Origin of the sequence: Sporosarcina sp. PTS2304, from assembly GCF_003351785.1 — a bacterium.
Taxonomy (GTDB): Bacteria; Bacillota; Bacilli; order Bacillales_A; family Planococcaceae; genus Sporosarcina.
This window is the reverse complement of record NZ_CP031230.1, coordinates 3,462,679-3,476,731: the sequence shown is the minus strand read 5'-3', so window position 1 is coordinate 3,476,731 and position 14,053 is coordinate 3,462,679. Positions and strand designations below refer to the sequence as shown.

Below are 14,053 nucleotides of genomic sequence, written 5' to 3'. Positions count from 1 at the left end.
ACCTTAATATTTCTGGTTCATCCACCACCAAACGGTTATAGACGATAATGTCTGTTGCAGTCAACTGATCTTTACCTGTTACTGAAAAAACTTCCCAAAACTGCGCAGTTGAATGATGTTACGTCCTTAGTTAACTTTCCATTCCCCATCCACTTTAGTAACTGCCCAAACAGAAGTAGCTTCTTCTTTCTTTTCGTCCTTCAAATCTTTCACCCAATACACTTCAGCATTGTTCTCATCAATTTCCTTAACGACTAAATGCTTCTTAATATCTTCCGGTTTATCAGAATCTATAGGAAATGTCTGTTTAGGATCATTATTTTTCCGGAACTCATCAAACTCCTCTTTTGTATTCACATTTTCCGGATCTGCATACAGCGCCTTGAAATCTTCGTACGTTCCCTCATCGAAGTACGTAATATCAATGAATTTCTCGATTACCGCAACTTGTGCTTGCGTATCTCCTTCTGGTGAATCTCCTTTTGCAGGCTCATTTTTGTCTGAACAAGCAGCTAAAGCAACTGCGAGCACTAAAAACATAGCCATTACCAACAATTTTTTCATAAGTAACTATCCCTCCTATTGCTATTCTTTTTCCATTGTACATACGTATATTTCTTGTGTACAGAAAAATGAATGATGATAGTACGACATTTCAATGCATAGGTATGTTATCAAATATTTCAGAATAGTTTTGTATCATGAATATAAAAATAGTAAAATAGAAGTATATTATAAATAAAAGGAGGAAATTAAATGAGAAAATTACGCGCTTCATTACTGTTCATCGTGTTAATTTTATCAGCTATTTTTACACAGCACGCTTATGCCAACGGACTCACCCACTTCTCAGAAACAACAAAAGGGACTTACCAGCCGCTTCATCCGTACACATTGAATTGGTCGGGAGATGTACTAGACCGGGGTGGATGGAATCTAACAGACGGAAAAGCTGTTACCAATCCCTCAATGGCCGACTTGGTCATCAATCAGTATGGTGCTATCGGCGCGAATGCCATCATTGAGCTTGGAACAGACGTCTCTTTACAGACGCCGATCAACGCAGCCGATTATAAAGGAAAATGGAAGAATTCATTCACTATGCAACCTACGACCTACCTCATTAAAACCCATGACAATCAACTCGCTAAAATTCGTATTACAGAGATCCTGCCGACAAAAGTATACTTCGAGTATGCAATCGAAACAGAAGCCGCACCTGATCCGACAGAACAGTGGAAGGAACTGGCACGCCAAAACAATATAGCGACAAACAAAGTATGGAAAGTGACGTTCAACAAACCGTTTAATCTTTCTACAGTAACTGCTGACAACGTATTCGTATTAGCTGACGATGGACAGAAAATGCTCGCTACATTCAAAAAAGGAGAAACCGATAACATCCTGCTCGTCGAACCACCTGTTGCTGGCTATGAACCCGGAAAGTCTTACACGCTCTATATTAAGAATACTGTCCAACAACAGGCTACTAACAAGCCATTAAAAGAAAACGTCAAAATGGCATTCACTATCGCGCAATCTTCTGATCCCTCCCCAACAGTAGGAGAATCACCAAAAGGATTGACAGCATTTGCACACGACGGCACAGTTTCATTGGACTGGTACAACATTATCGATCCTACATTTCTTGGCTATTATCTCTACATGAGCGAAGGCGATGACCAAAATTTCAAACGTTATACATTGCCTCACGGACATGCGCTGATTGTAGATGATTCAGAAATTACCATTAGCGGCCTAAAAAACGATATACCGTATTATTTTAAAGTAACCGCGCTGTACAGTACCGGTGAATCTGCCCCGTCCGCGACCGTCTCTCTTACACCGACAACTGCTGTACAAACTGATTATACCGGTGCTTGGTATACGAAATATGGAACAATGATCATGACACAAACCGGCAATACCGTAACAGGATCATATGGTGGTGGCATCGGACAGATATCCGGCACTATCCAAGGAACCGTCTCAGGAAAAACTCTATCCGGTACGTTTGAAGAACCAGGTAATCATGGAGACATTTTATTCGTCATGGCGGCTGACGGAAAATCTTATAAAGGTTCCGGACGCAACGCCCTGCAGACGATCTGGTTTGACTGGAGTGGTGTGGCGTTGGAATAGACGGAGTTTATGTAGCTAAAGTAGTGCGTAACGTAGATGATAATTTTTAAATACTAGGAAAAGCCTCCTGATGAATGATCAGGAGGCTAATTTAGTTGAAGAGTTAGGCTATGAGCGCGAATGTGGACGCTATGAGCGGAAACGCATGTTCTATGAGCGCGAATGCGGACGCTATGAGCGAAACGCATGTTCTATGAGCGCGAATGCGGACGCTATGAGCGGAAACACATGTTCTATGAGCGCGAATGCGGACGCTATGAGCGAAACGCATGTTCTATGAGCGCGAATGTGGACGCTATGAGCGGAAACACATGTTCTATGAGCGCGAGTGTGGACGTTATGAGCGAAACGCATGTTCTATGAGCGCGAATGTGGACGCTATGAGCGAAACGCATGTTCTATGAGCGCGAACGCGGACGCTATGAGCGAAACCCATGTTCTATGAGCGCGAATGTGGACGCTATGAGCGGAAACCCATGTTCTATGAGCGCGAGTGTGGACGTTATGAGCGAAACGCATGTTCTATGAGCGCGAATGCGGACGCTATGAGCGGAAACACATGTTCTATGAGCGCGAATGCGGACGCTATGAGCGAAACCCATGTTCTATGAGCGCGAATGTGGACGCTATGAGCGGAAACGCATGTTCTATGAGCGCGAATGTGGACGCTATGAGCGGAAATCCATGTCCTATGTTTTCATATAGTTTAAACACTAATTCGATTTTCTAAAAAATAGAAAGCCTCCACCTGACCATAAGTAGATCAAATGAAGGCATCTTGTATTACATTGAATTTTTTGGGTACACATATATCGAATCTCATTCAAAAAAATCAGTTTTATGACTACCCCCTATTACTAAAGTGCCGCTATTGGATGTAAGTTTGAATTTTGTTTCATTTACTTTTTCAGCTACTACCGAGACATTTTCAAGAGTCAAATAATAATTGATCTCATCAATCAGTTGGTCTATAGTTGCAAACTGCCCTTCCAATAAAATTGTAACGGTTGTTGTGCCATCATTTACTGTGAAAGTACGGTTTTTAGAAGTATCTTCATCTGTTCCTTGAGCTGATAATTGAGTGAAGAAATATGATGCATCGGGTCCAGTGGCACTTATCTTAACTGCACTACCAGTTGCCAACGTAACAACATTAAATGCTTTTTCATCATTGATATTTTTCCATGAAACGAGTGGATAACCATACACTCCAAATTTCATTTGAGCTTCTGAATTAATAACACCGGATATCCCATCACCCCACGGAACTTCTGTAGACAAATTCCAATTTAATTTAATTGGCAAGCTTTTAGTTCCTTCAGGTGTTTCTACTTCTAATGTGAAATTTTTAGGTGATTGCGAAAATTGACTTGTTGTTAATGTTTTTCCGACTAATGTTGCGGGACTATCATATGTTGTAGAAAAATCTAAACTTTGAATTGTTTTACTTTCAATACTTACTTGTGGAGTTATTACTGTCGTATCTTCAACAGTGATTGTTATTTGTGCTGGTGTACCTGATGAAAATTCTACGGCTACCGCAACGGGACCAACTGCTTTGGACGCTAAGTATTCTTTCTTTATCGTTAGCGTAGTTCCTGCTAATGTGTAATCCGTTCCCGCTGTTAATGTTGTTCCGCCTACTTTTACCGCGCTGACGGTTGCCATTGTGTTATTGGCATTTTTTCCAAAGTTGACCGTGGTGGTGATGTCGGCTTGAGCGCTCGCTTTTTTATCGAAGGTTGCGGTCGTTTGGCTCAATGTGGAATTCGTTGTGTAGTCCGTCGTGTCAGATACCGTCACTGTTAATGTGGCCGCCGTGCCTGATGAGAATTCTACGGCTACCGCAACGGGACCAACAGCTTTGGACGCTAAGTATTCTTTCTTTATCGTTAGCGTAGTTCCTGCTAACGTGTAGTCCGTTCCCGCTGTTAATGTTGTTCCGCCTACTTTTACCGCGCTGACGGTTGCCGTTGTGTTATTGGCATTTTTTCCAAAGTTGACCGTGGTGGTGACGTCGGCTTGAGCGCTCGCTTTTTTGTCGAAAGTTGCGGTCGTTTGGCTTAATGTGGAATTCGTTGTGTAGTCGGTCGTGTCAGCTACCGTCACTGTTAACGTGGCGGCTGTACCTGATGAAAATTCTACGGCTACTGCAACGGGACCGACTGCTTTAGTCGCCAGATATTCTTTCTTTATCGTTAGCGTAGTCCCCGCTAACGTGTAGTCCGTTCCCGCTGTTAATGTTGTTCCGCCTACTTTTACCGCGCTGACGGTTGCTGTTGTGTTATTAGCATTTTTTCCAAAGTTGATCGTAGTAGTGACGTCGGCTTGAACGCTCGCTTTTTTGTCGAAGTTCGCGGTTGTTTGGCCCAATGTGGAATTCGTTGTGTAGTCCGTCGTGTCAGATACCGTCACTGTTAACGTGGCGGCTGTACCTGATGAAAATTCTACGGCTACCGCAACGGGACCAACTGCTTTGGACGCTAAGTATTCTTTCTTTATCGTTAGCGTATTCCCCCCTAACGTGTAGTCCGTTCCCGCTGTTAATGTGGTTCCGCCTACTTTTACCGCGCTGACGGTTGCAGTTGTGTTATTGGCATTTTTTCCAAAGTTGACCGTGGTGGTGACGTCGGCTTGAGCGCTCACTTTTTTGTCGAAGTTTGCGGTTGTTGTATCTAAGCTTGAGTTTGTCGTGTAATCACTATTCTCGACTTATACTGCACATTCGCAGCTTTCGTTTCGAGCCTTCACCATGCAGGCGGCTTTCACCGCACACGGCGATCCGTCAGCTATTCACTGACTGAGTCCCTTCGCTCCTGCTAGTTTTATCCTTCTCACATGTTACCATGCAAGTCCAAGCGGCTAGCTATCCACACTACTATGAACTCGCTGCCATCTAATCAGCCTCACAGGTGCTAATCCACCTCTTCTGATTAGACTTCAAACGTTCCATTCCATCTATCCCTTATTTTGACAGCCTTAGGTTTCCACTATTTTATCAGGTGTGAGAAAGACTAGTTTAACAGTCAATTCTTCCAATCTCCAACCTATCATTTCAGATATGTGGATGAATACTGAACTCCTAGCAACTTTCGCAGTATTCATTAGCTCACCCTGCCTACATGGATTCGTCTACCTAACCATAGCTGTCTTTTAAAGAACCCCGCCTCTACTCGAGTACGACTTCACCTGACTTAGCCCCTTACTGTGTACTAGCACATCACTGGACCCAGGAGGATTAGGCACTTGCTTATTTGACTGTTTTGCAAGAATAGGAATTGCACCTATCTATTCGATGGAATAGTTAGAAATGATGTAGCCCTCATGTTGTAAACATGTCTGGACATAGCTCATTTCCACTTATTTCACTAGCGTATTTGCTAGCTTATTAAGTAACGTTTCGTTTTGTTTTATTTAGGAGTGATTGCTGTTGTACTATCACTTGTTACTTTCGATTCGTTTGCCCCGCTAATCACAACACGTATGAATTTACCTTCCTGTGCTGCAGTTACTACAAACGTTGAATCAATCGCACCAGCAATATTTGTATAAGGACCATTTATTGTATCAGCCACTTGCCATTGATACGTTGGATTGGTTGCATCACCATTTACGATTGCCGTAAGTGTTTGATCTACCTGTTCTGTTCCTGTAATAGTTGCTGATGTTACGGCTGTTTTAGTTGTGACGGTAATCGCACTCGTCGCTATTTTACCATTGACAGTAGTTGCTGAAATCGTTGTGTTACCAGCGCTTATTGCTGTAACGAGACCCGTGTTGCTAACCGTTGCTACTGCTGGATTACTTGATGTCCATGTAACCGATTGATTTGTTGCATTGGCTGGTGCTACTGCTGCAGTTAATTGAACGGTCTTTTTTGCTTCAATTGCACCTGATCCTACTTCCAAATCAGCTACATTCGATTGATCTAACGTAATTCCTGTTACCGGAATCGCTGGCGGGCCGGAATAGGCAGGCACAAGAACTTCTGTAATAGCTCCAGCTGCATAACCTGGTTTTGCTGCAAATCGGACTTCATATTTTCCCGCTACAATCCCCGTAATTTCCGTTGCTGTTACAGGCGTAAATGACGCAGCACCTTTCAGACGGTATTCCATAGCTACTGTTGTACCCGTAATCTTCCCGTCATTGTCCATAACAGTTGGAGCTACCCCTGTTAAATTAGTCGGTGCCGTTTGTGGTGAGACAAATGTGACGATCCCACCACCGATAACAGCTGGTGAGTTTATTACTCCAGGTGCTAGCGTCACGGTTATATTCTGTGCTGGCGATACCGTTAAGATTCCTACATTATTATTCTCAATTACAAGATTCGCTGGATTTATACCTGTTAAATCAAAACTACTAACTGGAAGAGTCGGTGCTAGAATAACCGTAGCATTGTTTAAAGCGCCACTTCCCGTCTGATCTGTTAGCTGCGTCGGTGTTGTAATTCGTATTTCTCCTTGTACAGTCGTAGTTCCAGAAAATACGATTGCCGCCTCCGCTATTATGGCCGGTGTTCCAATCATGGCAGTGAAAGCGACTGTCGATAACACTGCATATGTTGTAGATTTCCTTTTCCTGATCATGCGTGTCCCTCCTTTTGATGTTGTGATAAAAAGGGTGGAGGGCTAAAAGTACACCCTTCCACCGTTATTTAATAATTTAATATGTGGTAATATTTGTAATAGGACTAACAGAATTCACATCTAATGTTACATTTTGTTTGTCGTAAATCGTTAAATTAGTTATAGCACCATTCGATAATGTAATCGCTTCTCCAGCTGATAACCCCCTCAGATTGATCGTCAAGTTCGTCACCGTTTTACCCCCAAGATCAAATACAGTTCCGTTCGCTATATCTCCTCCAATCGTAAGTGGTCCAGCAATTGGAGATGCTCCCGCAATTGCCGTAGTAAATGTTGCTGCATTACTTATTACGCTATTCTCGTCTTATACACATCACTGTGTTTTATAACGAGCCTTCACCGTGCAAGCGACTTTCACCGCACACGGCGATCCGTCAATGGTACGTTTACAACTTATTTCCCCTGAGTTCATTATATGTTCAGACAATTATAATAACAATATTTAATGCAATAAATTTTATTTTGATCTTGCTGAAACGTTGCCATGAAAAGCTTTATTCCTATTACTTTATAGTAACAAATTTATGAAAAAGTACTGAATATGTTGAGAATAGAAAGCCTCCATCTGATAATAAGTAGATCAAATGAAGACATTCTGGATTTTGGTGAATTGTTTGATTCGTGTAGGACTTGTATGGATAGACAGACATCACTTTCTATGGTCTATGAGCGTGGTGGCGCGTTCTATGAGCGAAACGCATGTTCTTTGAGCGCGAATGTGGACGCTATGAGCGGAACCCATGTTCTATGAGCGCGAACGCGGACGCTATGAGCGAAACCCATGTTCTATGAGCGGTAAGCGTCAAAAGAAGGACACATTCCTCTCTTCCTCTTTTAATGAGAAACTATGACTAGCTTATTGGAAAGGAAGTAGAGAAATGAATGAACCAACCCTTCAGCCCTTGGCTGAGCACAGTAAAACCGATTTGGAATGGACAGAAATCATCGAAGAGTGGCGACGAAGTGGAGAAAATATGGCCGAGTGGGTCAGAAGACAAAGCGATTTCTCCTATGATCAATTCGCAAAAGCACGGAGGCGGCTCTCTCCGGAGGATACACGCAAAGGAGAATTTTTGGAATCCAAAACCACTTGGTCATCTGTTGCGGTCGCCCTTCCTTCTTCCACAGTAGATCTTCATTATCGGGACTACAAATTAGTGATCAGCAGCGGCTTCGACCGCGAACTGGTACAAGAGTTACTGGAGGTGTTGGCTGATGCGAATTAATCTGGAAGGTATTCAGGGGATTTATCTGGCACATGGCGCAACGGATATGCGGCTGTCCATTGATGGTCTGTCTGCGAAGGTGCAGGAAACCTTTCAGGCAAATCCGTGTTCCTCCAATTTATTTATCTTTTGTAACCGGGATCGCGACCGTTTAAAAATCCTGCACTGGGACTACAATGGCTTCTGGTTGTACTACCGGCGACTGGAAACTGGCCGCTTTCACTGGCCTGACGGCCAAGAAGAAGAAACCACGTCTATCAGCCCGCGCCAGCTTCAATGGATGCTCGATGGATTGACTATTGAAGAAGGAAAAGTCTTCCCCCGTATACTGGGAAACAAAATCGTATAAATCACAAAGTTTTTTTAAAAAGCAGAAGGACTTTGTCAGCTTTTGGCGAATTTTACTTTTATGAAAACTAATCAGAAGATCTCATCCCATACAACTGAACAGAATGACCGTGTAACTGTGTTGGAACAAGAAGTCGCGAGATTGTCCGCTTTGGTGTCTTGGTACGAGGAGCAGTTTCGTTTGAAAAAAAGTAAGGAATTTGGACGCTCCAGCGAAAAGGCACCGAAAGGCCAGATGGAGATGGAATTGTTTAATGAAGCAGAAGCACTGCTAGATGCTTCTGCTGAACCATCTTCAGAACCTGAAGAGGTGATTTCGGGATCTTCACCTGCGAAAAAAACTCCACGGGAAACACGCACGACTTTCTCTGCCGATCTGCCGGTGGAGAGTGTGACATACAGCTTGCCCCCAGAGGAGCAGGCTTGTTTAGATTGCGGTCACCCAATGCATGTCATGAAAAAAGAAGTTCGCCGCGAACTCGTGGTTATCCCAGCACAAGTGAAAGTCGTCGAACACGAACGGGAAGTCTATGCCTGCAGGCATTGCGATCAAGAAGGCATCCAGACACCGATTGTTCAGGCACCAATGCCCAATCCGGTATTGCCAAAAAGTATGGCCTCGCCCTCGATCCTGTCATTTTTGATTACTCAAAAATACTTGTTCGGCATGCCGCTCTATCGGTTAGAGGAAGTTTTTCGACAGGCAGGCGCGCCGCTTTCAAGGCAGACCCTCTCCAATTGGTTAATGAATGTGTCCGATCGGTGGTTTGAACCGCTCTATGAGAATATGCGACAGCGTATTTTGTCAGCCGACTACCTTCATGCAGACGAAACCAGTGTGCAGGTCTTGCGTGAAAAAGGACGCAGTCCCTCTACCACTTCCTATATGTGGCTGTACCGTACCGGGAAGTTTGATGTCCCTTGCGTGGTGTATGACTACCAGCCTGGTCGGGGATCGGAATACCCGAAACAATTTCTGGAAGGCTATGCTGGTACGCTTCATGTAGATGGTTATAAGGCTTACGAAAGCCTGCAAAGTGTACGGCTATCAGGCTGTTGGGCACATTTGCGCCGAAAATTTGATGAAGCCCTGCGCGCCATTCCGAAAAAATCGAAGAGGCGGCGTACGCTGACAGAGGAAGCAGTCAACCAAATCGGCAAGATTTATGGAGCGGAATCAGAAATAAAGGAGCTTACTCCTTCCGAACGGCTTGAGGTACGCAAGAAAAAAATTGAGCCCCTAGTGGAGGCTTTTTTCGCCTGGGTAAAAACTGTCCGAATAGATGTACTGCCGAAAAGCAAGCTTGGTGAGGCGCTAACATATGCCGTCAATCAGGAAAAGAAATTGAGGCAGCCATTTCTAGATGGTTATCTGGAGATAGATAATAACCGTGCCGAACGAAGCATCAAGCCGTTTGTGATCGGCCGAAAGAACTGGCTCTTCTCGGTCACACCTAGAGGCGCAACAGCGAGCGCAAGAATGTACAGCCTGATCGTAACTGCGAAAGAAAATCAGCTGCATGTCCCTCACTATTTAACGTATCTTCTTGAAAAGCTGCCTAACTTAGATCTGGCAGATGACGAACAGTTGGAACAACTGATGCCTTGGTCTTCGACTTTGCCTGAACAGTGTTATCAAGGTAAAGAAGGAATATAAATCAACATATATACTTATCTAGTATAAAGAGAACCACATCTCATTTGAAGGTGTGGTTCTTTTGACGCTTACTATGAGCGCGAATGTGGACGCTATGAGCGGAAACCCATATTCTATGAGCGCAAATGCACATGCTATGAGCGAAACCAACAAAGAAAGCCCTCTAACCGATTGCTCGTTTAGAGGACTTTCTTTTTCAAATATAGTTGATTATTGAGTAACTACACTGTTATCAACGTTGTTTAATACTGCCGTGCCATCTACGTACATTGCCACTTTAATAACTTTATTAGCTGCAGTCGCGTTGCCAGCTGTAGTATCGTCTTTTAATAAAGTGATACGGTATGGTATCTTTTTATCACCGTTCGCCTTGATTTTATACCAATCTTCCGTACTTAATACAGATCCAGTAATTTTAATATTACCGTCTGTAACGACGATAGCGTCTGCATTGAAATTAACTTTATATTTCTCGTCAATCCAAGTTTTTGCTTCTGCTAGCGGTACTGGCTTTTGTTGATTAGAATCATTCAAAAGACCAGCTACTAAAAATGTTGCTTTGTTTGCTGTGACATCGCTAACTGCTTTCTCTTTCAATCCGTTCTTCGGAGCTTCAGGGCCAGAGTGTGGAATGAAACGATCTTCTGACGCTAAAATGTAGTTAGTGAATCCTGTTTTATTTGAGCGAATATCTGCTGCGGATTTATATTGAGTACCTGAATCCACTACAGAAGCGTTGTCTCCAACCGTCCAAAGATGTACATCTTCATCATGATTGCTCGTACCACGAACAGTTAATTCAGCCGGAGTCGTGACAGCACTACCTTGAGAGACTTCCACTCCACCGAATTCATTGGTAGATGTTGTAAGATTAGTCGCAGTTACAGCCGATCCATTCACTAACAGACCTGCGTCCGCTTTTTTCAACGTGACGTTAGAAAGCTGTACACCTGTTGAAGTGTATACTTGAGCTGCATACACACCGTCCCATTTACTAGGTGTATTCACGTTAGATGCGTCAACAGTCAAGTTAGAAATCTCTACGTTGTTAGCATTCAAAACAGTCAATACAGTTTTGTTAGGGTTTGCGTACGTCATGTCTGTCGCCGCGCTAATTGTCTTACCTTTTCCGTCAATCTTTTGTCCTTCTGACGTTACGAGCAATTGCTTGTTCGTAACAATGTCATTCGCAAGAACAATAGTTGTTACGTTAGTATTTGCCAAAGCAGCTTCCAATGAAGACTGGTCTGTAACACTAATTGCACCGGAAATGTTTTCAGCGTTTCCGTCGATAGCTTCAGGAGCATTTCCTGTCACTTCAACAGTTGCGTTTGCTGTTAACTCAGCAATATTGCCTTGATTGTCGATTGTTGTGCCTGTTGCGCCTTCTTCTACTACTATACTGCTTACAGTCGCACCTTCATCAATCACTAGTTTCGCAGCTTTCGTAACTGTAACAGTGCCCGTGAAACTTCCAAGCAATCGAACCGTTCCATCTGTGTCTACTGTAACGTCAGCACTGCTTGCACTTCCACTCAAGTCAATGGATGCACCATTTCCATCTGTAATCACAATGCCATCTGTATGTGTAGCTTGGCTGACAAATGACGTACTGCTTACAGCGTCGATATTCGTTTGACCATCAATTGTTAGTGTCGATGCACCAGTCACATGACCATTCGGCGTATTGATCGTCAAATCGCCTGTGATGTTTAGATTTCTTAAGTTGACTGTACCAGTTGTATTACCGTTAATCGTTACATTTCCAGTAATCATTCTAGTCCCTGTTTCAGGACCATAATTCGTTGCCCCATCACCAGTAGCATTTAACACGATATCTCCTGTGTATGTGCCGCCGGAAGTATTGATTAAATCTTCTGCGCTATTCCCGTCTTATACTGCAAAAACTGCAGCCTTCGTTTCGGGCCTACACCGTACAGGCGACTTTCATCGCATACGGCGTGCCGTCAGCGGTAATTCTTTATATCTTATTTCCCCGTATCCAGTATAGCACAACAAATAATTAAAACCACCTATATTTTTACAGTTTATAATGCCATTAGTTTTATATTGATTCTTATCACTTTAGGTAGTTAGACCACTTTATTTTGATACTCATATTGTTAGTTCGCTCTATCGCTTCTAAATCCAAAAAACTTTCGATCGAGTTTCCAGTCGAAAAGTTGCTCTACATCTCTTATTCAACTCATATTCTGTCAGTGTATAATTAACTCCCTAACATATTAGAAGTCGATACATCGAAATCAGTAGTTCTTTCACGTTTGAATTTCCTGCCCATTTCGCTCTCCATAAAAAAGAAACGTATTATGACTTGACCGTCTATGAGCGGTGACGCGGATTCTATGAGCGCACACACGCAATCTATGAGCGCGGAATTGCATTCTTCTGCCCAACTATCTATACTGGCAACATACCAAACAGACAGGAGCCTACATATGGAAACTATCCAACAGCAACTAGAACAATACTTGAAACAAAAGCTCCATTTCACACCGGCCGAACACAATTTCTACGAGGACGGGGAAGCTTTTTACATTTATAAAAACTCCGAACAAGAGCCATTCGCTACTTGTGATATCGATCGTGCTGGTAAGCTGAGATCGCTCGATTATGTGGAACCGGAAAACTTCGGCAATGGAGCGCTGAAGCCGACTAATATGCCTGCGGTCGCCGAAAAGTTCATTCGTGAATTTCATCCGGATGGGCTGGATCGATATAAGCTACAGTCAGTCATTGATCTAGACGATATGTGTCTCGTGTCATACGGTATTCAGGACGAACAGTACGGACTCGACGTGCCTGGCATCGGCTTCTCACTAACGATTACGACAGCGGGTGAAGTCGTGCAATTTCAATTCGACGGATCCGAGCCCGATATCCGTTACCCAGCACACATTATGTCAAGTGAAGAAGCGAAAAGAGCTTATACAGCGTGCACGGACTTTGAACTGGAGATTCGCAGAACAGACACCGAACTGTTCCGTAACGGCGACAATTCATACCGTCTCGTCTGGTCGCTAACAGAAGCAGCGATCGACATTCCTGCTGATGGCGATGAGCCGGGAGATGTGGCGGATTATCGAGAGTATGAAGCACTTCCCGACCATCCTACTGACACGGATGCCTTCTTCCGGCTGATCGGTATTTCAGAGCAACATACAAAATCGGAAATACAGACAGACGAAGGACTTCGCATCGTAAAATGGCAGAAGCCAAGTATGGCAGACGGAGAACTGGATTTCAGCGAAGCCTATGCACTCGGCATGATTACGGTGCATTACGACAGCGCCAATCGTCCCGTATTCGTTTTCAACGGCGAAGCATGCAACGAGGAAGAGCCGCTCAATAACGAAACGTTGCAAAACCGCGCATTGGACTATGTTTTTTGCTTATTTCCCGACGCCAAAGAACGGTTTACGCTAGAAGTTCTTGCTGAAGATGAGTGGGAGCAGTACGAAGAAGATGTTGAAATGGAAGCAGACGAAGAAGAACTAGAAGACGTTGAAGAAGATTTGATCGAAGACTGGGAAGAAGAAGCCGACGCTGAAGAAGTGAAAGATTTTTATTTCAGACCGCATCTAAACGGTGTACCGATCGGCGATAACCAGCTGAGCGTCTCCATCGGACTGTTTTCAGGACGGGTCATTAGCGCGACGATGGAATCCGTTGAAGATTTACCGCCAGCAGACACTCCTACAGTCCCTGTCCTGTCTAAACAGCACGCTGCTGAAATACTTGCCGAGCAACTGGAGATGGTGCTGTCGCTAATGATGGAATTTGATGAAGAAGGAACGACTTATTATCGCTTGACATACTTTCCGTCATTCCCTGCGACGAACGGGCATGTCAGGATGGTGGATGCGGTGGATGGAACAGCTTATTTTATGGATGTGGGTGGATCGGTGTTTTATTGAAGTGAAGCTGACTGTAGGAGACAGTTACTATACTATAAACATTGTCAAATTCGTGTTTAATCGAAGAAAAGATTTTGTTACTGTTGAATACCT

The 14,053-nt window shown here is 43.7% G+C and carries 13 protein-coding genes; 6 read left to right on the top strand and 7 right to left on the bottom strand.

Going from position 1 to position 14,053, the window contains the following annotated elements:
* Positions 1–126: 126 nt before the first annotated feature.
* Positions 127–564: a hypothetical protein gene (locus DV702_RS16650; RefSeq protein ID WP_114925766.1), complete on the bottom strand. Its 438-nt coding sequence runs from the start codon at positions 562–564 to the stop codon at positions 127–129.
* A gap of 192 nt (positions 565–756) precedes the next feature.
* On the opposite strand from DV702_RS16650, the gene DV702_RS16645 reads away from it, so the two are divergent.
* Both DV702_RS16645 and DV702_RS16640 read left to right on the top strand, forming a co-directional pair.
* Entirely contained in the window at positions 757–2,142 is a 1,386-nt protein-coding gene (locus DV702_RS16645; protein ID WP_114925765.1) for an Ig-like domain-containing protein, read from the top strand.
* A gap of 70 nt (positions 2,143–2,212) precedes the next feature.
* A complete protein-coding gene (locus DV702_RS16640) occupies positions 2,213–2,422 on the top strand; it encodes a hypothetical protein (RefSeq protein WP_114925764.1) in 210 nt (69 codons plus the stop codon).
* Positions 2,423–2,727: 305 nt separating this feature from the next.
* Here the strand turns inward: DV702_RS16640 and DV702_RS17265 are convergent, their stop codons facing one another.
* From DV702_RS17265 to DV702_RS16985, 4 genes are all read right to left on the bottom strand, one after another.
* Positions 2,728–2,856, bottom strand: a complete 129-nt coding sequence (locus DV702_RS17265) for a hypothetical protein (RefSeq protein WP_256359811.1) — start codon at positions 2,854–2,856, stop codon at positions 2,728–2,730.
* Between the two features lie 105 nt (positions 2,857–2,961).
* Positions 2,962–4,788 carry a X2-like carbohydrate binding domain-containing protein gene (locus DV702_RS16635; RefSeq protein ID WP_114925763.1) on the bottom strand — a complete coding sequence of 609 codons (1,827 nt, stop codon included), beginning with the start codon at positions 4,786–4,788 and terminating at the stop codon, positions 2,962–2,964.
* Between the two features lie 764 nt (positions 4,789–5,552).
* Positions 5,553–6,734, bottom strand: coding sequence for an Ig-like domain-containing protein (locus DV702_RS16630; RefSeq protein WP_114925762.1), 1,182 nt, complete (start codon positions 6,732–6,734; stop codon positions 5,553–5,555).
* Between the two features lie 76 nt (positions 6,735–6,810).
* The gene (locus DV702_RS16985; protein ID WP_162805855.1) at positions 6,811–6,966 is read right to left on the bottom strand and encodes a hypothetical protein; all 156 of its coding nucleotides are present in this window, start codon (positions 6,964–6,966) and stop codon (positions 6,811–6,813) included.
* Positions 6,967–7,672: 706 nt separating this feature from the next.
* Here DV702_RS16985 and DV702_RS16625 point away from each other — a divergent pair.
* From DV702_RS16625 to DV702_RS16615, 3 genes are read left to right on the top strand one after another with little or no spacing between them, the layout of a single operon-like run.
* Positions 7,673–8,020: an IS66 family insertion sequence element accessory protein TnpA gene (locus DV702_RS16625; RefSeq protein WP_114923005.1), complete on the top strand. Its 348-nt coding sequence runs from the start codon at positions 7,673–7,675 to the stop codon at positions 8,018–8,020.
* Entirely contained in the window at positions 8,010–8,369 is a 360-nt protein-coding gene (gene tnpB / locus DV702_RS16620; protein WP_114922868.1) for an IS66 family insertion sequence element accessory protein TnpB, read from the top strand. The genes DV702_RS16625 and tnpB overlap by 11 nt, the downstream gene beginning before the upstream one ends.
* A gap of 60 nt (positions 8,370–8,429) precedes the next feature.
* A complete protein-coding gene (locus tag DV702_RS16615) occupies positions 8,430–10,025 on the top strand; it encodes an IS66 family transposase (protein WP_114925495.1) in 1,596 nt (531 codons plus the stop codon).
* An 18-nt stretch (positions 10,026–10,043) separates the two neighbouring features.
* Here DV702_RS16615 and DV702_RS17260 read toward each other — a convergent pair whose 3' ends face one another.
* Together DV702_RS17260 and DV702_RS16610 are read right to left on the bottom strand one after the other, a co-directional pair.
* Positions 10,044–10,175 (bottom strand): hypothetical protein, encoded by a 132-nt coding sequence (locus tag DV702_RS17260; RefSeq protein WP_256359810.1) that lies wholly within the window; start codon positions 10,173–10,175, stop codon positions 10,044–10,046.
* 60 nt (positions 10,176–10,235) lie between these two features.
* A complete protein-coding gene (locus DV702_RS16610) occupies positions 10,236–11,858 on the bottom strand; it encodes a pectate lyase-like adhesive domain-containing protein (RefSeq protein ID WP_114925761.1) in 1,623 nt (540 codons plus the stop codon).
* A 623-nt stretch (positions 11,859–12,481) separates the two neighbouring features.
* Here DV702_RS16610 and DV702_RS16605 point away from each other — a divergent pair.
* On the top strand, positions 12,482–13,960 hold the full coding sequence (locus DV702_RS16605; protein ID WP_114925760.1) for a YcdB/YcdC domain-containing protein: 1,479 nt from the start codon (positions 12,482–12,484) through the stop codon (positions 13,958–13,960).
* The last annotated feature ends 93 nt before the right edge of the window (positions 13,961–14,053 follow it).